This is a genomic window from Pseudomonas tohonis, from assembly GCF_012767755.2.
In the GTDB taxonomy this organism is placed as follows: Bacteria; Pseudomonadota; Gammaproteobacteria; order Pseudomonadales; family Pseudomonadaceae; genus Metapseudomonas; species Metapseudomonas tohonis.
In genome coordinates, this window is record NZ_AP023189.1 from 4,338,179 (window position 1) to 4,359,318 (window position 21,140).

The window sequence follows — 21,140 nt, forward strand, 5'->3', positions numbered from 1 at the left end:
GGCCGCCTAATCGATCAACCGCGGCGCGCGTAGCGCTTGAGCATGCTCGGCACGTCGAGAATCAGGGCGATGCGCCCATCACCGGTGATGGTCGCGCCGGACATGCCGGGCGTGCCCTGGAGCATCTTGCCCAGGGGCTTGATCACCACCTCTTCCTGGCCGACCAGCTGGTCCACCACGAAGCCGATGCGCTGGGTGCCCACGGAGAGGATCACCACATGGCCTTCGCCCTGTTCCTCGTGGGCGGCATCGCGAACCAGCCAGCGCTTGAGGTAGAACAGCGGCAGTGCCTTGTCGCGGACTATCACCACTTCCTGGCCGTCCACCACATTGGTGCGCGACAGGTCGAGGTGGAATATCTCGTTGACGTTGACCAGCGGGAAGGCGAAGGCCTGGTTGGCCAGCATCACCATCAGGGTCGGCATGATCGCCAGGGTCAGCGGCACCTTGATGACGATCTTCGAGCCCTGCCCCTTCTGCGAGAACACGTTGACCGTGCCGTTGAGCTGGGAAATCTTGGTCTTCACCACGTCCATGCCGACACCACGGCCGGAGACATCGGAGATCTCGGTCTTGGTCGAGAAGCCCGGGGCGAAGATCAGGTTGTAGCACTCCAGATCGGTAAGGCGGTCGGCGGCGTCCTTGTCCAGCAACCCCTTCTCCACCGCCTTGGCGCGGAGGATGTTGGCATCCATGCCCTTGCCGTCGTCGGTGATCATCAGGAGGATGTGGTCGCCTTCCTGCTCGGCGGAGAGCACCACACGGCCAGTGCGCGGCTTGCCGGCGGCCTCGCGCTCCTCGGGCGTCTCGACGCCGTGGTCGACGGCGTTGCGCACCAGGTGGACCAGCGGGTCGGCCAGGGCTTCGACCAGGTTCTTGTCGAGGTCGGTTTCCTCGCCCACCAGCTCGAGGTTGATCTCTTTCTTCAGGTTGCGCGCCAGGTCGCGGACCAGGCGCGGGAAGCGGCCGAAGACCTTCTTGATCGGCTGCATGCGCGTCTTCATGACGGCGGTCTGCAGGTCGGCGGTGACCACGTCGAGGTTGGACACGGCCTTGGCCATGGACTCGTCGCCGCTGTTCAGGCCGAGGCGCACCAGGCGGTTACGCACCAGCACCAGCTCGCCGACCATGTTCATGATCTCGTCCAGGCGCGCGGTGTCCACGCGCACCGTGGTCTCGGCTTCGCTGGCGGGAGACGCGGCCTTGTCGGCCGCCGCCGGTGCAGGCGCCGCAGCGGGCTTGGCAGCAGGCTTGGGCGGCTCGGCGGCCTTCGGAGCCGCAGGCTTCGCGGCGGCAGCAGGCTTGGCGGCCGGTGCGGCAGCGGGCTTGGCCGGTGCCGCGGGTTTGGCGGGCGCGACCTCGGCAGCCTCGGCAACGAACTTGCCCTTGCCGTGCAACTGGTCGAGCAGCGCTTCGAATTCGTCGTCGGTGATGTTGTCGCCGGCGCCGGGTGCAGCCGCCTGCGGGGCGGGCGCGGCGGCAGCCGGTGCGGCGGCTTCCGTCGCGGCGAACTTGCCCTTGCCGTGCAACTGGTCGAGCAGCGCTTCGAACTCGTCGTCACTGATCTCGTCGCCCCCACCGGCAACCGGTGCGGCAGGCGCGGGGGCGGCTGCGGCCGGCTTCGCCGGTGCGGCGGCCTCGGTCGGCTCGGCAACGAACTTGCCCTTGCCATGCAACTGGTCGAGCAAGGCTTCGAATTCGTCGTCGCTGATCTCGTCGCTGCCGGCAGCGACCGCCGCGGGAGATGCAGGGCTTTCGGCAGCAGGCGCGTCGAGCACGTTCAGCAGTTGCTCGAACTCGCTGTCGGTGATGTCGCCGGATGCGGCGGGAGCGGCCTCGGCGACCGGTTCAGGCTCGGGCTCGTACTCCGGCTCGGCGGCGGGCGCTTCCTCGTCGTCGCCACCCGGCTCGGCCAGCCGCGCCAGGGCGGCGAGCAGCTCGGGAGTGGCCGGCGTCGGCTCGGCACGCTCACGCACCTGGCTGAACATCTCGTTGACCGTGTCCAGCGCCTGCAGGACCACGTCCATGAGCTCCGCCGTCACGCGGCGTTCGCCCTTGCGCAAGATGTCGAACACGTTCTCGGCGATGTGGCAGCACTCCACCAGCGCATTCAGCTGGAGGAAACCGGCACCGCCCTTGACCGTGTGGAAGCCGCGGAAAATGGCATTGAGCAGATCCATATCGTCCGGACGGCTCTCGAGCTCGACCAGCTGTTCGGACAATTGCTCCAATATTTCGCCGGCCTCAACCAGGAAGTCCTGGAGGATTTCTTCATCGGCGTCGAAGCTCATTCGGTTGCTCCCTAGAATCCAAGGCTGGATAACAGATCATCGACATCGACCTGACCGGACACGACATCATCACGCTTATCGGCATTGATCTGCGGACCTTCACCCCTGGAAGGCTCTTTTTGTTTTTCTTTTTCAGCCACGAGCTCCGCACGGTCGTGCTGGATGCCGGCGAAACGATCGACGTCGCTGGCCATCAGTACCAGTTTCACCAGGTTGCTCTCGACTTCGGTGACCAACTGGGTAACGCGCTTGATCACCTGGCCGGTCAGGTCCTGGTAGTCCTGAGCGAGAAGGATGTCGTTCATTCTGGACGAAAGCTGCTCGGTGTCGCGTTGACTGCGAGCAAGGAAGGTCTCGATACGCTTGGCCAGGTCGCGGAACGCATCCGCGCCAATTTCCCGACGCATGAAACGGCCCCACTCCTCACCCAGGCTCTGGGCTTCGTCGCCCAGCCCGTTGAGCAGCGGCGCGCTCTCCTCCACCAGGTCCATGGTCCGGTTGGCAGCCTTCTCCGTCATCTTCACCACGTAGGAGAGACGATCGGTGGCATCGGCGATCTGCGAGACCTCGGTGGCGTGGGGCAGGTGCGGGTCGATCTGGAAGTTGACGATCGCGGTGTGCAGCTCGCGCGTCAGCTTGCCGACTTCCTGGTAGAGCCCACGGTCACGGACCTTGTTGAGTTCGTGGATGAGTTGCACGGCATCGCCGAAATTGCCTTTTTCAAGGGTCTCGACCAGCTCGCGCGCATGGTTTTTCAGGGTCGACTCTAGGTCTCCCGATTGGGAATCTTTCTGGTCCATGGCGTCCTCGCGACTGGCATCAGCCGTTGACCCGTTCGAAGATCTTCTCGATCTTCTCTTTGAGCACCTGGGCGGTGAAAGGCTTGACCACATAGCCATTCACACCGGCCTGGGCCGCTTCGATGATCTGGTCACGCTTGGCCTCGGCCGTCACCATCAGCACCGGCAGGTGCTTGAGGCGCTCGTCGGCACGCACGGCGCGCAACAGATCGATCCCGGTCATGCCGGGCATGTTCCAGTCGGTGACCAGGAAATCGAAATTGCCACTGTGCAGCATGGGTAGAGCGGTGGTGCCATCATCGGCCTCTGCGGTATTGGTGAAACCCAAGTCACGCAGGAGGTTCTTGATGATGCGTCTCATCGTCGAGAAATCGTCCACGATGAGGATTTTCATGTTCTTGTCCAAATCGACCTCCGTACAGTCCTAAACGCCCCCGAATAACGGGGGCGTCGATCAATCGAAAAACCGGCGTGCCGATCAGTGTGCTCGCCATTCGCCCAGCCGCGACCGCAAACGCGCGGCACATTGGCTGTGCAACTGGCTCACACGCGATTCACTGACCCCCAGCACTTCGCCGATTTCCTTCAAATTCAGCTCTTCGTCGTAATACAGCGCCAGTACCAGGCGCTCTCGTTCCGGCAGATTGGCGATGGCGTCAGCCAGCGCCGCCTGGAAGCGCTCGTCTTCCAGATCATTCGAAGGTTCGAGATGGGTGACTCCGGTATCTTCGTGCGTCGCGCCATGCTCACCGTCCTGCAACAGGTCGTCGAAGCTGAACAGGCGACTGCCCAAAGTGTCGCTCAGGATGCCGTAGTAATCTTCGAGACTCAATCCAAGTTCGGCCGCAACTTCCTGATCTTTAGCGTCTCGCCCGGTTCTCGCCTCAATTTTCCGGATGGCATCGCTCACCATCCGGGTGTTGCGGTGGACCGAACGTGGTGCCCAGTCCCCCTTCCTCACTTCGTCGAGCATGGCACCGCGGATGCGGATGCCGGCGTAGGTCTCGAAACTGGCGCCCTTGCTGGAATCGTATTTCTTCGAGGCTTCGAGCAGGCCGATCATGCCGGCCTGCATCAGGTCCTCCACCTGCACGTTGGCCGGCAGGCGGCCCAGCAGGTGGTAGGCGATACGTTTGACCAGCGGCGCGTAGCGCTCGATCAACTGGTGCTGGGAATCCCTAGCCTGTGCCTTGTTGTACATACGAAGTCCACTAGCGGGTGTCATATGGCCGAATCCGCGATCGGTTGCTGCACCAGGCGCTCGACGAAGAACTCCAGATGACCGCGTGGGTTAGCCGGCAGGGGCCAGCTATCCACCTTCTGGGCAATCGCCTTGAACGCCAGGGCGCACTTCGAGCGCGGGAAGGCTTCGTAAACCGCGCGCTGCTTCTGCACGGCCTTGCGTACGGATTCGTCATAGGGCACCGCACCGACGTACTGCAAGGCCACATCCAGGAAGCGATCAGTCACTTTTGTCAGCTTAGCAAAGAGGTTGCGACCCTCCTGTGGACTGTGTGCCATGTTGGCCAATACGCGGAAACGGCTCATGCCGTAGTCGCGTTTGAGGAGCTTGATCAAAGCATAGGCGTCGGTGATGGAAGTGGGTTCGTCACAGACGACCACTATCACTTCCTGTGCCGCACGCACGAAGCTGACCACCGCATCACCGATACCGGCGGCGGTGTCGATCACCAGCACATCGAGGTTGTCGCTGATCTCGCTGAAGGCCTGGATCAGGCCGGCGTGCTGCATGGGCGAGAGCTGCACCATGCTCTGGGTGCCGGAAGCGGCCGGCACGATGCGTACGCCCCCCGGCCCTTGCAGCAGCACGTCACGCAGGTCGCACTCGCCGGCGATCACGTCGGCGAGGGTGCGCTTGGCGGTGAGGCCGAGCAGCACGTCGACGTTGGCCAGGCCGAGGTCGGCGTCCAGCAGCATCACCCGGCGACCGAGATCGGCGAGGGCCAGCGAGAGGTTCACCGACACATTGGTCTTGCCGACGCCACCCTTGCCGCCGGTCACAGCAATCACCTGTACGGGATGCAAACTACCCATTTATCACACCTTGTCTCACGTCGACTGGGCCACTTGGCGGGCTCGTGCCACTCATCCGGAGTGGCTGGGGGTTCTAACCGACTCGGCGGGCCGGATTCTGGTACAGGCCGGCGAAGAGGTCGGCCATGGCTTCTTCGCTGGGGTCTTCCGGGGTCTGCAGGCTGACCGCACGACTCACCAGCTGGTGGCTGCGGGGCACCTGCAGGTCATCCGGAATCCTAGGCCCATCAGCGAGATAGGCTACCGGGAGATGCTGGCCGATAGCCAGTCCTAAAACCTCTCCCAGGCTCGCCGCTTCGTCGAGCTTGGTCAGGATGCAGCCGGAAAGACCGCAGCGCTTGTAACTATGGTAGGCCGCCTTTAGCACTTGGCTCTGACTGGTTGCAGCCAGCACCAGATAATTCCTGGCTTTGACCCCTCTGCTGGCCAACGTTTCCAACTGCATTTTAAGCGCAGGATCGGCTGCCGGCAGGCCCGCCGTATCGATCAGCACCACGCGCTTGCGCGCCAGGGGTGCCAGGGCCTGGGTCAGGGACTGGCCCGGGTCGACGTGGGTCACGGAGACGTTGAGGATGCGGCCGAGGGTCTTGAGTTGCTCCTGGGCGCCGATGCGATAGCTGTCCATGCTCACCAGGGCGATCTGCTGGGCGCCGTACTTGAGCACGTAGCGCGCAGCCAGCTTGGCCAGGGTGGTGGTCTTGCCCATGCCGGCGGGGCCGACCAGGGCGATCACCCCGCCCTCCTCCAGCGGCTCCTGCTGCGGGGTGCGGATGGCGTGGGCCAGGTGGGCGAGCACCATGCGCCAGGCCTGGCGCGGGTCCTTGACCGAGGCGACGCGCTCCATCAGCGCCCGCGACAGTTCGGCGGACAGGCCCATGCGCTGCAGGCGACGCCAGAGGCCGGCCTGCTGCGGGCGGCGGCTCTGCATCTGGCCCCAGGCGATGGAGCCGAGTTGTACTTCGATCAGCTCACGCAGGCCGTTGAGCTCGAAACGCATGGCGTCCAGGCTGCGCTGGTCGGCGGCGGCCGGCGCGGCGGGCCTGGCCGGAGCGGCGGCGGGAGACGGGGCCACCGGCGCGGCGGACGGGCGCTCCAGGCGCGACGAACGCATGGCGGCGGCGAGGCTTTCCGGGGACAGCTCCGAGCGGTCGGCGATCAGCTGGCGGTTCTTGCCGGCATCGGCCTGGCCACCGCGGTTGCTCAGCTCCGCGTGGGCCTCGGCGATGCGGGCCTGGGTGCGGCGCAGCTCGGCTTCGAGGGCCGGGTTGGGCTTGCTCGGCGCGGGAGCCGGCATGGGATAGTCGAGCGCGGCGGTGATCTCCACGCCACCTGCGACCCGACGGGTGCCGATGATGGAGGCATCCGCGCCCAGTTCGTCCCGCACCAGTTTCATGGCCTGGCGCATATCCGCAGCGAAGAAGCGTTTGACCTGCATGGCCTGTGACCTCGGTTAGTTCTGCCCCACAGTCGCGACTATGGTGACCTGCTTGTTGTCCGGTATTTCCTGGTAGGCCAGTACGTGCATGGTTGGCACGGCGAGCCTTGCGAAGCGCGACAGCATCGCCCGGATCGGCCCGGCCACCAGCAGGATGGCCTGCTTGCCGAGCATCTCCTGGCGCTGCGCCGCTTCAACCAGGGAACGTTGCAGCTTCTCGGCCATGCCAGGCTCCAGGAGGATGCCATCCTCGGAGCCTTGCCCGGCCTTCTGCATGCTACTGAGCAATATCTGTTCCAACCTGGGTTCCAGGGTGATCACAGGCAGCTCCGGCTCTAGTCCCACAATGCTTTGCACGATTGCGCGGGCGAGCGCCACGCGAACCGCCGCCACCATAGCGGCGGGATCTTGACTCTTCGGGGCGACGTTGGCGATCGCCTCGGCGATAGTGCGGATGTCGCGCACCGGCACCTGCTCCTGCAGCAGCGCCTGCAGCACCTTGAGCAGCGTCGAGAGCGACACCAGGCCCGGCACCAGTTCCTCGGCCAGCTTCGGCGAGCTCTTGGCCAGCAATTGCATGAGCTGCTGCACCTCCTCGTGCCCGAGCAGCTCGTGGGCGTGCTTGTGCAGGATCTGGTTGAGGTGGGTGGCGACCACGGTGCTGGCGTCCACCACCGTGTAGCCGAGGGACTGCGCCTGGTCGCGCTGGCTACCATCGATCCATACGGCTTCCAGGCCGAACGCCGGATCCTTGGCGGCGATGCCATTGAGGGTGCCGAATACCTGGCCCGGGTTGATCGCCAGCTCGCGATCCGGGTAGACCTCCGCCTCGGCCACGCTGACGCCCATCAGGGTCAGGCGATAGGCGTTGGGCAGCAGGTCGAGGTTGTCGCGGATGTGCACCGAGGGCATGAGGAAGCCCATTTCCTGGGACAGCTTCTTGCGCACGCCCTTGATCCGGGTGAGCAGTTGGCCACCCTGGTTGCGGTCCACCAGAGGGATCAGCCGGTAGCCGACCTCGAGGCCGACCATGTCCACCGGGGTGACGTCGTCCCAGCCCAGCTCCTTGGTCTCCGGGGCGCGCTGGGCGGGCAGCAGTTCCTGCTGGCGCTGCGCTTCCTGGACGGCCACCTCCTTCTCCTTCTGGCCCTTGCGCCAGATCCACCAGGCACCGCCGGCGGCGATCAGGCCAAGGCCGAGGAAGGACACGTGGGGCATGCCCGGGACCAGGCCCATGGCGATGAGGATGGCGGCGGAAACGGCCAGGGCCTTGGGCGAGGCGAACATCTGGCGGTTGACCTGCTGGCCCATGTCCTCGGAGCTGGAAACGCGGGTCACCATGATCGCGGCGGCGGTGGACAGCAGCAGCGAGGGGATCTGCGCCACCAGGCCGTCACCGATGGTCAGCAGGGAATAGATGCGCCCGGCGTCGCCGAAGGTCAGGCCGTGCTGGATGATGCCGATGGCCATGCCGCCGATCAGGTTGATGAACAGGATCAGCAGGCCGGCGATGGCGTCACCGCGGACGAATTTGCTGGCACCGTCCATGGAACCGTAGAAGTCGGCTTCCTGGGAGACTTCGGCGCGGCGCTTCTTGGCCTCGACCTGGTCGATGATGCCGGCATTGAGGTCGGCGTCGATCGCCATCTGCTTGCCGGGCATGGCGTCCAGGGTGAAACGCGCGCTCACCTCGGAGATACGCCCGGCACCCTTGGTGACCACGACGAAGTTGATGATCATCAGGATCGCAAAGATCACCGCACCGACCACGTAGTTGCCGCCGATGACCACCTCACCGAAGGCCTGGATCACCTTGCCCGCGGCATCGTGGCCGTCCTGGCCGTGGAGCAGCACCACGCGGCTGGACGCCACGTTCAATGCCAGGCGCAGCAGGGTGGAGACCAGCAGGATGGTGGGGAAGACCGCGAAGTCCAGCGGGCGCAGGGCGTAGACGCTGACCAGCAGGACCACGATGGAGAGGGCGATGTTGAAGGTGAAGAACACGTCCAGAAGGAACGGCGGCACCGGCAACGTCATCATGCCGAGCATGATCAGCACCAGCAGCGGCACCCCCAGGTTGCCCTTGGAAAGGCTGGCGAAGTTGCCGCGCACGTTGCCGATCAGTTGCGAACGATCCAAATCTCTACCCTCACGCAATGGCGAAACACAGCCCTCGCCCATTCAATCTTTTGACGCGCGGATGCGCGCTGGAGGGCTTGTGCAAGAAGCTCACCAACTTCGCCGGAATCGGCTTTTCAGAGGGGTTGCAGGGGCAGTGGCCGACCGCCCGCGGGTCAGTCGTCGCGGCGCAGGTCGGCAGGGATCGGCGGCTCCGCCAGGGGCGCGGGGCGCTTGCCCTTGCCGGCGCGGAACTGCTTGAGCTGGTAGACGTAGGCCAGCACCTGGGCGACCGCCAGGTACAGGCCGGCGGGGATTTCCTGGTCCAGCTCGGTGGAGTAGAACACCGCCCGCGCCAGGGCCGGGGACTCCAGCACGGTGATCTTGTGCTCCTGGGCGATCTCGCGAATCTTCAGGGCGGTGAAGTCGTTGCCCTTGGCCAGCAGCACGGGCGCCGTGCCCTTGGCCGGGTCGTACTTCAGGGCCACGGCGAAGTGGGTCGGGTTGGTGATCACCACGTCGGCCTGGGGCACGGCGGACATCATGCGGCGCTCGGCCATCTCGCGCTGCATGCGGCGGATGCGCGACTTGACCTCGGGCTTGCCCTCGCTGTCCTTGTACTCGTCGCGCACTTCCTGCTTGGTCATCATCAGCTTCTGCTTGTTGTCCCAGAGCTGGTAGGGCACGTCGATGGCGGCGATCAGGATCAGCCCGCAGGCCAGCCAGACCGCACTCCAGCCCACCACCTGGACGCTGTGCAGGATGGCCTGCTCCAGCGGCTCGTGGGCGATGGCCAGGAGATCGTCGGCATCCGAGGACAGCACCATCAGCGCCACCATCAGGATCAGCCCGAACTTGCCCAGCGCCTTGAGCAGCTCCACCACCGCGTGCATGGAGAACATGCGCTTGAGGCCGGACAGCGGGTTCATGCGGCTGAACTTGGGTGCCAGCGCCTCGAAGGAGAACAGCCAGCCACCCAGGGAGATGGGCGCCACCAGGGAGACGATGAGCAGGGTCACCAGCAGCGGCGTGATGGCCGAGAGCGCCATCTGCCCGGACTGCAACAGCCACAACGCCATGCTGCGCTCATCCATCAGCACCTCGCGCGGCAGGGTGAAGTTGGACTGCATCATGCGCATCATCATGTCCGCCAGGCCGCCGCCGGAGGCCAGCACGCCCCCTGCCCCGCCCAGGGTGATGGCGAGGGTGTTGAGCTCCCTGGAACGGGCGATCTGCCCCTTCTCGCGCGCCTCCTGCTGGCGTTTCGCCGTGGGTTCTTCGCTCTTGTCCGCCCCGCTCTCACTCTCCGCCATGGCGCACCTCGGCAGCAGGCCCGGCTAACCGGCCGGGACGGGCAATGGGCTGCGCGCAGCCGGGCTGGACGATCATCAGCGCGCCCTCGCCAGCTCGCGCAGGAGCTGCAAGGCGTCGGAGGCGAGGATCTGGTACTGGGCGAGGATGTCGGCCATGCCGATCCAGATGATCACCAGGCCCAGGGCCACCGTCAGCGGGAAGCCGATGGAGAAGATGTTCAGTTGCGGCGCCGCGCGGGTCATCACGCCGAAGGCGATGTTGACCACCAGCAGCGCGGTGATCGCCGGCAGCGCCAGCAGCAGGCCGGCGCCGAGCACCCAGCCGAGCTTGGTGGCCAGCTCCCAGTAATGCGCGGCCATCAGGCCGCCTCCCACCGGCAGGGTGACGAAGCTCTCGGCGAGCACCTCGAACACCACCAGGTGGCCGTTCATGGCCAGGAACAGCAGGGTCACCAGCATGGTGAAGAACTGCCCGATCACCGGCACCGAGACGCCGTTGGTGGGGTCGACCATCGAGGCGAAGCCCAGGCCCATCTGCACCGCGAGGATCTGCCCGGCGACGACGAAGGCGTGGAAGAACAGTTGCAGGGCGAAACCCATCACCGCGCCGACCAGGATCTGTTCGGCGATCAGCAGGAAGGATTGCAGGCTGATGGCATCCACCACCGGCATCGGCGGCAGCGAAGGCGCCAGCACCGCGGTGATGCCGAGGGCCAGGTACAGCCGCACCCGGGTCGGCACCAGCTGGGTGCCGATCAGCGGCATGGTCATCAGCAGGGAGGCGATGCGGAACAGCGGCAACAGGTAGCTGCCGAGCATCCCGCCGATCTGCGCCGCACTCAGCTCGAACATGTCAGCCGATCAGCATGGGGATGTTGTGGTAGAGGTTGGTCATGTATTCCATCAGCTCGCGGGTCAGCCAGGGGCCGGCCCACATCAGCGAGATCAGCATCACCAACAGGCGCGGCAGAAAGCTCAGGGTCTGCTCGTTGATCTGCGTGGCGGCCTGGAACATGGCGACGATGAGGCCCACCACCAGGCTGGGCACCACGAGGATGCCGACGATCACGCAGGTCAGCCACAGCGCTTCGCGGAACAGGTCGACAGCGACTTCGGGCGTCATGGCTAAACCCCTCCAAAGCTTCCGGCGAGCGTGCCGATGATCAGCGCCCAGCCATCCACGAGCACGAACAGCATGATCTTGAACGGCAGCGAGATGATCAGCGGTGACAGCATCATCATGCCCATGGCCATCAGCACGCTGGCCACCACCAGGTCGATGATCAGGAACGGGATGAAGATCATGAAACCGATCTGGAATGCGGTCTTCAGCTCGGACGTGATGAAGGCCGGGATCAGGATGGTCAGCGGCGCGGCGTCGGGCGACTGGATGTCGGTGCGCTTGGACAGGCGCACGAACAGCTCCAGGTCGCTGGAGCGGGTCTGCGCCAGCATGAAGTTCTTCACCGGCACCTCGGCGCGCTTGATCGCCTCCTGCGCCGGCAACTGCTCGTTGAGGTAGGGCTGCAGGGCGTCGCGGTTCACCTGGTCGAACACCGGCCCCATGATGAACATCGTCAGGAACAGCGCCATGCCGGTGAGGATCTGGTTCGACGGCGTCTGTTGCAGGCCCAGCGCCTGGCGCAGGATGGAGAAGACGATGATGATCCGGGTGAAGCTGGTCATCAGCATGACGAACGCCGGGATGAAGCTCAGCGCCGTCATGATCAGCAGGATCTGCAGGCTGACCGAGTATTCCTGCTGGCCTTCGGCGTTGGTCGACAGCGTGATGGCGGAGATCGACAGCGGGTCGTCGGCGCCCAGCGCCAGGGGTGCCGCCAGTGCCAGCAGCAGGGCGATCAGGATGCGCCAGTAACCCATCAGCTCTTGTCCTTGTCCTTGCCCAGCAGCTCCATCAGGCGCTGGGCGAATTCCGGGGTGGCGGGCTCGGCGTCGGGCATGTGCACCGGCTCCTTGAGCACATGCAGCGGGGTGATGCGCCCAGCGGTGAGGCCGAGGAGTATCTGTTCGCCGCCAACCTGTACCAGCACCAGCCGATCACGCGGGCCCAGCGCCTGGCTGGCGATCAGCTTGATCACCTGGCCGCCACGGGGGTTCATCTGCTGGACCCGGCGCAACAGCCAGGCGAGCAGGAAGATCACGCCCACCACCAGCAGCAGGCCGATGGTGAGCTGCCCGAGCTGCGCCGCGACGCCGCCGCCGGCATTGACCACCGGAGCCGCTGCAGCGGGGGCCGCCATCGTCATCGGGGTGGCGGAAGCCGCCGGTGCGACCGGCTCGGTGGCGAAGGCCAGCAGCGGCAGGCAGGACAGAGCGAACAGGAGTCGGCGCATGGCGTCAGCGCAGCTTCTTGATGCGTTCGCTGGGGCTGATCACGTCGGTCAGGCGGATGCCGAACTTCTCGTTGACCACCACCACTTCGCCATGGGCGATCAGGGTGCCGTTGACCAGCACGTCCAGCGGCTCTCCAGCCAGGCGGTCCAGCTCGATCACCGACCCCTGGTTCAACTGCAGCAGGTTGCGGATGGTGATGTCGGTGTTGCCCACTTCCATGGAGATCGACACCGGGATATCGAGGATCACGTCGAGGTTGGGACCATCCAGGCTCACCGGCGCGTTGGAGCGCGGCATGCTGCCGAACTCTTCCATCGGCGCACGCGGATTGGACGGTGCCGCAGCGGCAGCCCCCTGGTTCATCAGTGCGTCGATATCGTCCTGGCTGGCCTCGTCGCCGGCCTCGGCCAGGGCCGCCGCCCACTCGTCGGCGAGCGCCTGTTCCTCGGGGGTGGTGTTTTCTTCGTCTGCCATCGGTTGACCTCGGCTGGCTCAAATGGGGTGTGGAGCGACCGTCAGCGCTGGCGGTCGATCGGATCGAGAATCTGCAGGGCCAGGTTGCCCTTGTGGGCCCCCAGCTTGGCCTTGAAGGCCGGCACGCCGTTGGCGCGCATGATCATGTGCTCGGGCATCTCCACCGGGATCACGTCGCCCGGCTGCATGTGCAGGATGTCGCGCAGGCGCAGCTGGCGGCGGACCACGGTGGCGCCGACCGGCACGCTGACGTCGAGGATGTCCTCGCGCAGGGCCTTGATCCAGCGCTCGTCCTGGTCGTCGACATCGGACTGGAAGCCGGCGTCGAGCATCTCGCGGATCGGCTCGATCATCGAGTAGGGCATGGTGATGTGCAGGTCGCCGCCGCCGCCGTCGAGCTCGATGTGGAAGGTGGAGACCACGATCACCTCGCTGGGGCTGACGATGTTGGCCAGTGCCGGGTTCACTTCGGAGTTGATGTACTCGAAGTTCACGTCCATCACCGCGTGCCAGGCTTCCTTCAGGTCGACGAAGGCCTGGTCCAGCACCATGCGCACCACGCGCAGCTCGGTGGGGGTGAATTCCCGGCCCTCGATCTTGGCGTGACGGCCGTCACCGCCGAAGAAGTTGTCCACCAGCTTGAACACCAGCTTGGCGTCGAGGATGAACAGGCCGGTGCCGCGCAGCGGCTTCATCTTCACCAGGTTGAGGCTGGTGGGCACGTACAGCGAATGCACGTACTCGCCGAACTTCATCACCTGCACGCCGCCCACCGCCACGTCCGCCGAGCGGCGCAGCAGGTTGAACATGCTGATGCGGGTGTAACGGGCGAAGCGCTCGTTGATCATCTCCAGGGTCGGCATGCGTCCGCGGACGATGCGATCCTGGCTGGTCAGGTCGTAGCTCTTGACGCTCCCGGGTTCCGCGTCGTTCTCGGTCTCGACCAGGCCGTCGTCGACGCCGTGGAGCAGCGCGTCGATCTCGTCCTGGGAAAGCAGGTCTTGGACTGCCATCGGTCTCCCCTGCTACTGCAATACGAAGTTGGTGAACAGCACTTGTTCGATCGCCACCTTGCCGGTCTGCGCCTTGGCCACCTCCTGGATGGTCGCGGTCGCCTGCTGGCGCAGCATCTCCTTGCCCACCGGCGTGACCAGGGTGTCGAAGGCCTGGCTGGAGAAGAGCATCACCAGCTTGTTGCGTACCACCGGCATGTGCACCTTCAGCGCGTCCATCTCGGCCTTGTCGCGGCCCATCAGGGCGACGGTCACCTGCATGTAGCGCTGGTGGCCGTTCTGGTTGAAGTTGACCACGAAGGCCGGGGCCAGCGGTTCGTACAGGGCGATCTGCTTGACCGGTGCGGCGTGCTCGGCAGCCGCTTCGGCGTCCTTGGCATCGTCCTTCTTGGCTTCGCCGCGACCGAGCAGGAACCAGGTCGCGCCGACCGAGGCGCCCACCACCAGCAGCAGCACGACGACCAGCAGGATGATCAGTTTGAGCTTGCTCTTGCCGGCCGGCTTCTCGCCACCGCCCGCGTCCGCCTTCGCTTCTTTCTTCGCCATGCCAAAATTCCGTCGCTGATTCGGGTTCACACCCGCATTCAATGGGTTGAGAGCAAGTGTTATGCCAGCTTCTCAACAAACGCCGCAGCGGATATACCAGTGTCCTTGGCGCCTGTCACCCACGAAAAAGGCGCCCGGTGGCTTTTCGTTCAGCCACCGGGCGCCTTCAGTCTAGAACATGGCGATTGCCGGGAGACGGATCAGGCGTAGTAGTCCACCAGGCCACGCCCACCGCTCGCCGTGGGGCTGCGAATCTCGCTGATGCCGACGGCGATCTCCTCATCGCCGCCCCCGCCCAGGTGCGAGGTGCCGCCATTGCCCCGGCCGCTGCCACCCTCGTTGCTCTGCTGGCCCTGCCAGCCACGGTTCAGCGACTGGTCGGAGACGTTGACATCCAGCTGGTTCATGCCCTGCTGCGAGAACATGTCGCGCAGCCGGTGCATCTGCCCTTCCAGTGCGTCGCGCACCCCGGCATTGGGGCTGGCGAAGGTCACCTGGGTCTGGTCCTGGTTCATGTGGATACGCACTTCCAGGCGCCCCAGCTCCTGCGGGTCGAGCTGGATCTCGGCCGACTTGAGGTTCTGGCTGGACAGCCACATGACCCGGTCGACCACCGCTTCGCTCCAGCCACCCTGGTTCATCGCCACCGGCTGGCCGGGAACCAGTGCCGGCGTGCGCTGGGCCAGGGCCGATTGCTGGCTGATGGCCTGGCCGAGCGCGTTGAGGCGGCTGTCGAGGACTTCACTGCGGATCTCCGACTTGCTCTCGCCCAGGCCCTGGGTCAGTTGCTCGGAGAGTTCGGCCACCGGCAGCTCGACATCCACCGGGGCCTCGGTCGTCTCCGCCGGCTTGTCGGAGAACGCGGCCATGGCGCTGGCGAAACTCTGCCCGGCACTGGCCGAGTTCTGCGTGGTGACGGTGGTGGTGGTGGCGACCTGGACCTGGTCGCCCTCGCCGGTGGTCTGCAGGCCGACCTGCATGCCGGCGAAGCCCTGCAGCGGGTCCGCCTGCGCATCGACTTCCAGAGTTGAAGTGCCGGGGGTGGTCGCGGCGACGCCGGGCAGCCCGGTGGGCAGGGTGACTTCCGGCGCCGGTGGCTCGACCACCGGCGGTGCGATCTGGCCGCTCATGGCCATCAGCAGCAGCGGGTCGATCACCGGGTCCTCGGGCTGGGTGCCGTCGCTGGCGGTGACGGTGTCGTCCCTGGCATCGCTCCCCCCGCCGCTTCCCTTCCCGCCGTCTCGGTCGGCCGGCAAGTCGTTGCCGCTATCGGCAACCGTCGACGGCTTGCCGGTGCTGTCGTTGGCCGGCCGATCCGCCGAATCGTCCGCCTTGCGGGTGTCATCGGGCTTGTCGCGGGCGGGCTTGGCCGCCGGCTCGTTTCGTTCTACAGGCTTGGCCTGCTGCTCCTTCGCATACACCTGGGCAAAGCTGGGAGCCGCATTCCTGCTGGGCTCCGGGGCTTTCACCTGGGCTTTTGCCGCCTGCACTTTCGGCTTCACGTCAGGGCTGGCCTGCAGAAGCATATCGGTGGCAACGGGCATGGGCACTCTCCGCTGAGGGGTTGGTTCGTGCCAGGGGGATTGCAAGGGGCGGGCCAAGTTCCAGCCGTGCAGGGAAACGGTGCTTCAGAAGCTGTGGCGCTGGCGCTCGGAGCGGAACAGGATGCGCACGATGGCGAACTCGCGCTCGATGCGCTCGACCAGGTCCGGCGCGTCTTCCAGGCGCTCGCGGCGGGCGCTCTCCTCCAGCTGCTTGCACAGGCTCGCCAGCAACGGCGCGCCCATGTTGCTGCAGCTGCCCTTGAAACTGTGCGCGGCAAGGCGCAAGGCCTGTGCGTCCTGCTGGTCGCAGGCCTGGTGGAGCAGGCGCACGCGCTCTTCCGAGTCGACCAGGAAGGTGTCCAGCAACACCGGGTACTCGTCTTCCATGACTTCCTGCAAAGCGGCCAGTACGCCATTGTCGATATGCAGATCGGACAACCGGATCACTCCTTGAACGACACGATGGGAATCAGGATGGGCGCGGCCAGACGAACTCCGCGCGAATGCCCTTGCCATCCTCCGGCAAGTCGCAGCGCGCGGCAAGTTGTCTGACCAGGGTCAGGCCTCGGCCGCTGAGGCGGGAGGTGTCCGCCGCACGCGCCAGCACCGCCCGCGCATCGAAGCCCTTGCCGCTGTCCTCGACCCGGATCGACAGGCGCCCGCCCTCCTCGCCCTCGGGCAGCAGTTCGAGGTGGATGCGCACATGGCCGTCCTCCAGGCAGGCCAGGCGCAGGGCGCGCTCGCGATAGTACTCGGCGAAGCCGCGCGCATCGCGCTTGAGCGACGAGTCCAGGCCCAGCACACCGTGCTCCAGTGCGTTGGAGTAGAGCTCGGCGAGCACGGTGTAGAGCGCCCCGCCCTGGTCGCGCAACCCCTGCACCTCCAGCAGCAGCTGCAGGAGGAAAGGCAGGGGATTGAAGCGCTTGAGGGTCTGGGCGCGGAATTCGAAGCAGGCGGACCAGTCCAGCGGGCTCAGTTGGCCGCTGTCGGTGAAGGCCAGTTGCGGACGCTGTTCGAGATCCTCGACGAGCGCCACCTCGATCATGCTGACGTCGTCCTGTGCCTCGCCACGGAACGCGGCCAGGGTGCGCTGGATCTCATCGAACAGCTGCTCGGGGCGGGTGTTGCCGGCGAACACCCGCTGCAGGCGTTCGTCACCGAACAGCTCGCCGGCCTCATTGCGGGTTTCCAGCACGCCGTCGGACCAGAGGAATACGCGGTCACCGACCTCGATCGGGTAGACCTCGTACTTGGCGTCGAACACCGCGGGGTCGAGCACCCCGAGCGGCAGGTGCCGCGACACCAGCGGCACCACCGGGCTGCCGTCGGCACGGCGCAGGTAGCCATCGGGCAGGCCGCCGTTCCACACCTCCAGCACACGGCGCTGGAAGCTGAGGTTGAGCAGGGTCGCGCAGCAGAACACGCCCACCGGCAGGATGCGCTTCAGCTTGGCGTTCATCTCCCGGAGGATGTCGGCCATCGCGTAGCCCTTGGCGGTCATCCCGTAGAACACCTCCGCCAGCGGCATCGCGCCGATGGCGGCCGGCAAGCCGTGGCCGGTGAAGTCGCCGAGCAGCACGTGCATGCCGCCGGAAGGCTTGAACGCGGCCAAAAGCAGGTCGCCATTGAACAGCGCGTAGGGCGATTGCAGGTAGCGGATGTTGGAGGCGTTGAGGCAGCCGGAGTGAGCCACCTTGTCGAACACCGCCTTGGCCACCCGCTGCTCGGTGAGCAGGTGCTCGTTGTGCTTGGCGATCAGGTCGCGCTGGTGCAGGACCGTCTCCTGCAGCCGGCGCAGGCGATCCATGGCCTTGATCTTGGCTTCGAGGATGACGCGGTTGTAGGGCTTGGCGAGGAAGTCGTCACCCCCGGCTTCCAGGCAGCGCACCAGCGCCTCGTTCTCGGTCAGCGAGGTGAGGAAGATGATCGGCACCAGCTCCTCGCCCGCCAGTTGCTTGATCCGGCGCGCGGCCTCGAAGCCGTCCATGACCGGCATCAGCGCGTCCATCAGCACCATGTCCGGCCGCTCCTGCTCGAACAGCGCCACCGCTTCCAGGCCATTGGCCGCCGTCAGGGCACGGTGGCCCTGGCGGTTGACGATGGTGGAGAGCAGCATGCGGTCGGCTGCGTTGTCCTCGGCGATGAGGATCGACAGGCGGGCCGACATGGCGGTTTCAGGCAATCTGGAACAGCTGTTCGAAGTTGGAGATGGCGAGGATCTTGCGGACGTCGGGGTTGCAGTTCACCAGGCGGATCTGCGCGCTGTCGCCGCCTGCGTGGTCACGCAGCAGGAGCAGCATGCCCAGGGCCGAGCTGTCGAGGTAGGTGGTGCCCTTGAGGTCCACCACGTAGCGCGTGGGGTGGATGCTCACGCGCTCGTAGGCGTCGCGAAATTCCTGGTGGGCCCCGAAATCGAAACGTCCCTGGATGACGATGGTCAACTCTTGCCCGTCGCTCGAAGGCAGCGAGGTGATGGCCATGCAAGACTCCTTGATCAGATGAAAACGCGTGCTGAAGATTTAGCACCCGCCTGGAGCCTCGGCAACCGCGATTTAGCGTTCCTCACGCCCGATGAGGCGTTGCGAGAGCTCGTCGAGCAGCTTCTGCTCGCGCTTGTCCTGGATCGCCCGCGCTTCGTCGATGTAGCGCTGCACCAGTTTCTTCAGGCCTTCCAGGCGTGCGTAGCGCTGCTGCCAGGCCTCACGCGCCTTGACCAGGTTCTCGCGGTGCCAGGCCACGCTCTGGGTCTGCTGGGCGACGGCCGTTTCCAATTGCGAGAGAAAGCGCTGGTAGTTGGTCAGCCACTGGCCGGAGACGCCCTTGCTGCCCTGGGTGATCCACTGCTGCTGGTAGTCGGACCGGAAACGCTCGAGATCGCCGAGCTTGCCTTCGGCCTGGCCGAGCAGACCCTGGCAGTGGCCGACCTGGCGGGCGGCGTCGCGCTCGGCTTTCTGCGCCATGTCCACGACGGGGGCCAGGCGCGCGGCGCGGTCACGGGCCATGGATCATCAGCCCGCGCTGCCGGTGTTCAACACCGCTGCCAGGCGCTCGACACTCTGCGCCAGCGGCTCGCTTTCGTTGAGCCCCTGGTGGAGGTAGCGGGCCATGGCCGGTTGCCGGGCGATGGCCAGGTCGGTGTCGGCGTCGCCACCGGCGACATAGGCCCCGACGCTGATCAGGTCGCGGCTCTGCTGGTAGCGCGACCACAGTTGCTTGAAGCGCTGGGCCAGCTTCATGTGCTCCGGGCTGACCACCTGGGGCATGACCCGGCTGATCGACGCCTCGATGTCGATGGCCGGGTAGTGCCCCTCCTCCGCCAGGCGTCGTGACAGCACGAAGTGGCCATCGAGCACGCCCCGCGCAGCGTCGGCGATCGGGTCCTGCTGGTCGTCGCCCTCGGACAACACGGTGTAGAAGGCGGTGATGGAGCCCCCGCCCTTCTCGCCATTGCCGGCACGCTCCACCAGTTTGGGCAGCTTGGCGAACACCGATGGCGGGTAACCCTTGGTCGCCGGAGGCTCGCCGATGGCCAGGGCGATTTCCCGCTGGGCCTGGGCGAAGCGGGTCAGCGAATCCATCAGCAGCAGGACGTTCTTGCCCTTGTCGCGGAAGTACTCGGCGATGCGCGTGCAGTACATGGCGGCGCGCATGCGCATCAGCGGGGCGTCGTCCGCCGGGGATGCGACCACCACGGAACGCTTGATGCCCTCCTCGCCGAGGATGTGCTCGATGAATTCCTTGACCTCGCGGCCCCGCTCGCCGATCAGGCCGACGACGATGATCTCCGCCTCGGTGAAGCGGGTCATCATGCCCAGCAGCACCGACTTGCCGACGCCGGTGCCGGCGAACAGGCCGAGGCGCTGGCCCCGGCCCACGGTGAGCAGGCCGTTGATGGAGCGGATACCGACGTCCAGCGGCACGGAAATGGGGTCGCGGTTGAGCGGGTTGATCACCGGGCCGTCCATCGCCACCCAGTCCTCGGCCTTCATCCCGCCCTTGCCGTCCAGGGCGCGCCCGGCGCCATCGAGCACGCGGCCGAGCATGGACATGCCCATGGGCAGGCGCCCGGTATCGGGCAGCGGCACCACGCGCGCACCCGGGGCGATGCCGGCGAGGCTGCCCACCGGCATCAGGTAGATCTTGTTGCCGGAAAAGCCCATGACCTCGCCTTCGACCTGCACCGGGTGGTAGCTGTCGTCGTTGATCACCAGGCAGCGGCTGCCGATCGCGGCGCGCAGGCCTTCGGCCTCGAGGGTGAGGCCGACCATGCGCAGCAGGCGCCCCTCCACCACCGGCTGGGTGGGCAGCCGTACGGCATCGGCGTAGCCGCCGAGGCGCTTGGCGAAGCTGATGCGCTCAAGACGCATGGGGAGGTTCCGGGGAACTCAGGTCGAGGGCGATGTCGGCAGCCGGCGGGTGTACCTTCTGCTCGCGCTGCTGGTCGAACAGCTGCTTGAGCGCCTGGCTCATGCGCGTCTCGATGCTGGCATCGACGCGGCTGTGCTCGGTCTCGATGCGACAGCCACCGGGCAGCAGCGTCTCGTCCTCGAGGATGCGCCAGGTTTCTTCGTGGCGCTCGCGCAGGGCCTTCACCAGCTCGAAGTCCTGCGGGTTGATGTGGATGCGCAGGTTGCTGGCGCCCATGGGCAGCAGCTTCAGGGCCTCGCGCAGGATCTGGCGGATCTGGCTGGAGTCCATCGCCAATTCGCGCTGGATGACCTGGCGGGTGATCTGCCCGATCAGGTGCACCATGGCCTCCTCCAGCTGCTGGTCCTGTTCGGCGATGGGCGCCATGAGCTGGCCCATGAGGCTTTCCAGGGACTCCAGGCGCGCGTTGGTGGCCACCTCGGCCTCCTGCCGTGCCTTGATCTGGCCGGCGTGGAAGCCGTCCTTCTCGCCGGTGGCGAAGCCCTCGTTGTAGGCGTCCTGGCGGATCGCTTCCAGCTCATCGAGCGTCAGCGGCTTGACGGCCTCGGGCTCGACCTCCTCGATCGCCTGGGGCGTTTCCAGCATCAGGGCGGCTTCAGCGGCTTCGGCAGTGGCCGGTGCGTCCGGCTGCCGGACGGGCTCGACCGGCTCCTCGGCCACATCGGCGGGCCCCTCGGGGTCGAAGCTGGGCAGGGACCAGCGGTCGAAGGCGCTCACGTCCTTGGCGCGGATCAGCTCGCTCTGCGCTTCCTTGGTAGCCATCGGGCG

Annotated in this window: 22 protein-coding genes; all 22 read right to left on the bottom strand. The window is 66.1% G+C overall.

From position 1 onward, the window contains the following. Window positions 1-14 precede the first annotated feature (14 nt). Window positions 15-2,291, bottom strand: coding sequence for a chemotaxis protein CheA (locus tag HSX14_RS19610; RefSeq protein ID WP_173177812.1), 2,277 nt, complete (start codon window positions 2,289-2,291; stop codon window positions 15-17). An 11-nt stretch (window positions 2,292-2,302) separates the two neighbouring features. Then, window positions 2,303-3,091, bottom strand: coding sequence for a protein phosphatase CheZ (locus HSX14_RS19615; RefSeq protein ID WP_111260872.1), 789 nt, complete (start codon window positions 3,089-3,091; stop codon window positions 2,303-2,305). Between the two features lie 19 nt (window positions 3,092-3,110). Continuing rightward, the gene (locus tag HSX14_RS19620; protein WP_003083073.1) at window positions 3,111-3,485 is read right to left on the bottom strand and encodes a chemotaxis response regulator CheY; all 375 of its coding nucleotides are present in this window, start codon (window positions 3,483-3,485) and stop codon (window positions 3,111-3,113) included. Between the two features lie 84 nt (window positions 3,486-3,569). Beyond that, on the bottom strand, window positions 3,570-4,316 hold the full coding sequence (gene fliA / locus HSX14_RS19625; RefSeq protein ID WP_031288164.1) for an RNA polymerase sigma factor FliA: 747 nt from the start codon (window positions 4,314-4,316) through the stop codon (window positions 3,570-3,572). After that, entirely contained in the window at window positions 4,313-5,146 is an 834-nt protein-coding gene (gene fleN / locus HSX14_RS19630) for a flagellar synthesis regulator FleN (RefSeq protein WP_173177810.1), read from the bottom strand. The genes fliA and fleN overlap by 4 nt, the downstream gene beginning before the upstream one ends. A gap of 73 nt (window positions 5,147-5,219) precedes the next feature. Then, complete coding sequence (gene flhF, locus HSX14_RS19635) at window positions 5,220-6,581, bottom strand: flagellar biosynthesis GTPase FlhF (protein WP_173177808.1); 1,362 nt, start codon at window positions 6,579-6,581, stop codon at window positions 5,220-5,222. 15 nt (window positions 6,582-6,596) lie between these two features. Further along, entirely contained in the window at window positions 6,597-8,720 is a 2,124-nt protein-coding gene (flhA, locus tag HSX14_RS19640; RefSeq protein WP_173177806.1) for a flagellar biosynthesis protein FlhA, read from the bottom strand. Between the two features lie 155 nt (window positions 8,721-8,875). After that, the gene (gene flhB, locus HSX14_RS19645) at window positions 8,876-10,012 is read right to left on the bottom strand and encodes a flagellar biosynthesis protein FlhB (RefSeq protein ID WP_173177804.1); all 1,137 of its coding nucleotides are present in this window, start codon (window positions 10,010-10,012) and stop codon (window positions 8,876-8,878) included. Window positions 10,013-10,087: 75 nt separating this feature from the next. Beyond that, window positions 10,088-10,864 carry a flagellar biosynthetic protein FliR gene (fliR, locus tag HSX14_RS19650; RefSeq protein ID WP_173177802.1) on the bottom strand — a complete coding sequence of 259 codons (777 nt, stop codon included), beginning with the start codon at window positions 10,862-10,864 and terminating at the stop codon, window positions 10,088-10,090. A 1-nt stretch (window position 10,865) separates the two neighbouring features. After that, on the bottom strand, window positions 10,866-11,135 hold the full coding sequence (gene fliQ / locus HSX14_RS19655; RefSeq protein WP_021220581.1) for a flagellar biosynthesis protein FliQ: 270 nt from the start codon (window positions 11,133-11,135) through the stop codon (window positions 10,866-10,868). A gap of 2 nt (window positions 11,136-11,137) precedes the next feature. Further along, on the bottom strand, window positions 11,138-11,893 hold the full coding sequence (gene fliP / locus HSX14_RS19660) for a flagellar type III secretion system pore protein FliP (protein ID WP_173177800.1): 756 nt from the start codon (window positions 11,891-11,893) through the stop codon (window positions 11,138-11,140). After that, entirely contained in the window at window positions 11,893-12,366 is a 474-nt protein-coding gene (gene fliO / locus HSX14_RS19665; RefSeq protein ID WP_173177798.1) for a flagellar biosynthetic protein FliO, read from the bottom strand. The genes fliP and fliO overlap by 1 nt, the downstream gene beginning before the upstream one ends. Before the next feature lie 4 nt (window positions 12,367-12,370). Continuing rightward, window positions 12,371-12,841: a flagellar motor switch protein FliN gene (fliN, locus tag HSX14_RS19670; RefSeq protein ID WP_173177796.1), complete on the bottom strand. Its 471-nt coding sequence runs from the start codon at window positions 12,839-12,841 to the stop codon at window positions 12,371-12,373. A gap of 41 nt (window positions 12,842-12,882) precedes the next feature. Then, complete coding sequence (fliM, locus tag HSX14_RS19675) at window positions 12,883-13,854, bottom strand: flagellar motor switch protein FliM (protein WP_111260880.1); 972 nt, start codon at window positions 13,852-13,854, stop codon at window positions 12,883-12,885. Between the two features lie 12 nt (window positions 13,855-13,866). Beyond that, on the bottom strand, window positions 13,867-14,400 hold the full coding sequence (gene fliL / locus HSX14_RS19680) for a flagellar basal body-associated protein FliL (protein WP_173177794.1): 534 nt from the start codon (window positions 14,398-14,400) through the stop codon (window positions 13,867-13,869). 200 nt (window positions 14,401-14,600) lie between these two features. Next, window positions 14,601-15,944, bottom strand: a complete 1,344-nt coding sequence (locus HSX14_RS19685) for a flagellar hook-length control protein FliK (protein WP_173177792.1) — start codon at window positions 15,942-15,944, stop codon at window positions 14,601-14,603. Between the two features lie 84 nt (window positions 15,945-16,028). After that, window positions 16,029-16,382, bottom strand: a complete 354-nt coding sequence (locus tag HSX14_RS19690) for an Hpt domain-containing protein (RefSeq protein ID WP_111260883.1) — start codon at window positions 16,380-16,382, stop codon at window positions 16,029-16,031. Window positions 16,383-16,413: 31 nt separating this feature from the next. After that, window positions 16,414-18,111: a fused response regulator/phosphatase gene (locus HSX14_RS19695; RefSeq protein ID WP_173177790.1), complete on the bottom strand. Its 1,698-nt coding sequence runs from the start codon at window positions 18,109-18,111 to the stop codon at window positions 16,414-16,416. 7 nt (window positions 18,112-18,118) lie between these two features. Next, window positions 18,119-18,424, bottom strand: a complete 306-nt coding sequence (locus tag HSX14_RS19700; RefSeq protein WP_111260885.1) for an STAS domain-containing protein — start codon at window positions 18,422-18,424, stop codon at window positions 18,119-18,121. Window positions 18,425-18,496: 72 nt separating this feature from the next. Continuing rightward, on the bottom strand, window positions 18,497-18,946 hold the full coding sequence (gene fliJ / locus HSX14_RS19705) for a flagellar export protein FliJ (RefSeq protein WP_173177788.1): 450 nt from the start codon (window positions 18,944-18,946) through the stop codon (window positions 18,497-18,499). Window positions 18,947-18,952: 6 nt separating this feature from the next. Then, window positions 18,953-20,311, bottom strand: coding sequence for a flagellar protein export ATPase FliI (gene fliI / locus HSX14_RS19710; RefSeq protein ID WP_173177786.1), 1,359 nt, complete (start codon window positions 20,309-20,311; stop codon window positions 18,953-18,955). Beyond that, window positions 20,301-21,134: a flagellar assembly protein FliH gene (gene fliH / locus HSX14_RS19715; protein ID WP_173177784.1), complete on the bottom strand. Its 834-nt coding sequence runs from the start codon at window positions 21,132-21,134 to the stop codon at window positions 20,301-20,303. The genes fliI and fliH overlap by 11 nt, the downstream gene beginning before the upstream one ends. Window positions 21,135-21,140: the final 6 nt, after the last annotated feature.

Excerpts from the sequence above, each read along its gene's own strand:
- HSX14_RS19610 (WP_173177812.1), bottom strand. The coding sequence starts at position 2,291 with ATGAGCTTCGACGCCGATGAAGAAATCCTCCAGGACTTCCTGGTTGAG.
- HSX14_RS19615 (WP_111260872.1), bottom strand. The coding sequence starts at position 3,091 with ATGGACCAGAAAGATTCCCAATCGGGAGACCTAGAGTCGACCCTGAAA.
- HSX14_RS19620 (WP_003083073.1), bottom strand. The coding sequence starts at position 3,485 with ATGAAAATCCTCATCGTGGACGATTTCTCGACGATGAGACGCATCATC.
- fliA (WP_031288164.1), bottom strand. The coding sequence starts at position 4,316 with ATGACACCCGCTAGTGGACTTCGTATGTACAACAAGGCACAGGCTAGG.
- fleN (WP_173177810.1), bottom strand. The coding sequence starts at position 5,146 with ATGGGTAGTTTGCATCCCGTACAGGTGATTGCTGTGACCGGCGGCAAG.
- flhF (WP_173177808.1), bottom strand. The coding sequence starts at position 6,581 with ATGCAGGTCAAACGCTTCTTCGCTGCGGATATGCGCCAGGCCATGAAA.
- flhB (WP_173177804.1), bottom strand. The coding sequence starts at position 10,012 with ATGGCGGAGAGTGAGAGCGGGGCGGACAAGAGCGAAGAACCCACGGCG.
- fliR (WP_173177802.1), bottom strand. The coding sequence starts at position 10,864 with ATGTTCGAGCTGAGTGCGGCGCAGATCGGCGGGATGCTCGGCAGCTAC.
- fliQ (WP_021220581.1), bottom strand. The coding sequence starts at position 11,135 with ATGACGCCCGAAGTCGCTGTCGACCTGTTCCGCGAAGCGCTGTGGCTG.
- fliP (WP_173177800.1), bottom strand. The coding sequence starts at position 11,893 with ATGGGTTACTGGCGCATCCTGATCGCCCTGCTGCTGGCACTGGCGGCA.
- fliO (WP_173177798.1), bottom strand. The coding sequence starts at position 12,366 with ATGCGCCGACTCCTGTTCGCTCTGTCCTGCCTGCCGCTGCTGGCCTTC.
- fliN (WP_173177796.1), bottom strand. The coding sequence starts at position 12,841 with ATGGCAGACGAAGAAAACACCACCCCCGAGGAACAGGCGCTCGCCGAC.
- fliM (WP_111260880.1), bottom strand. The coding sequence starts at position 13,854 with ATGGCAGTCCAAGACCTGCTTTCCCAGGACGAGATCGACGCGCTGCTC.
- fliL (WP_173177794.1), bottom strand. The coding sequence starts at position 14,400 with ATGGCGAAGAAAGAAGCGAAGGCGGACGCGGGCGGTGGCGAGAAGCCG.
- HSX14_RS19685 (WP_173177792.1), bottom strand. The coding sequence starts at position 15,944 with ATGCCCGTTGCCACCGATATGCTTCTGCAGGCCAGCCCTGACGTGAAG.
- HSX14_RS19695 (WP_173177790.1), bottom strand. The coding sequence starts at position 18,111 with ATGTCGGCCCGCCTGTCGATCCTCATCGCCGAGGACAACGCAGCCGAC.
- HSX14_RS19700 (WP_111260885.1), bottom strand. The coding sequence starts at position 18,424 with ATGGCCATCACCTCGCTGCCTTCGAGCGACGGGCAAGAGTTGACCATC.
- fliJ (WP_173177788.1), bottom strand. The coding sequence starts at position 18,946 with ATGGCCCGTGACCGCGCCGCGCGCCTGGCCCCCGTCGTGGACATGGCG.
- fliI (WP_173177786.1), bottom strand. The coding sequence starts at position 20,311 with ATGCGTCTTGAGCGCATCAGCTTCGCCAAGCGCCTCGGCGGCTACGCC.
- fliH (WP_173177784.1), bottom strand. The coding sequence starts at position 21,134 with ATGGCTACCAAGGAAGCGCAGAGCGAGCTGATCCGCGCCAAGGACGTG.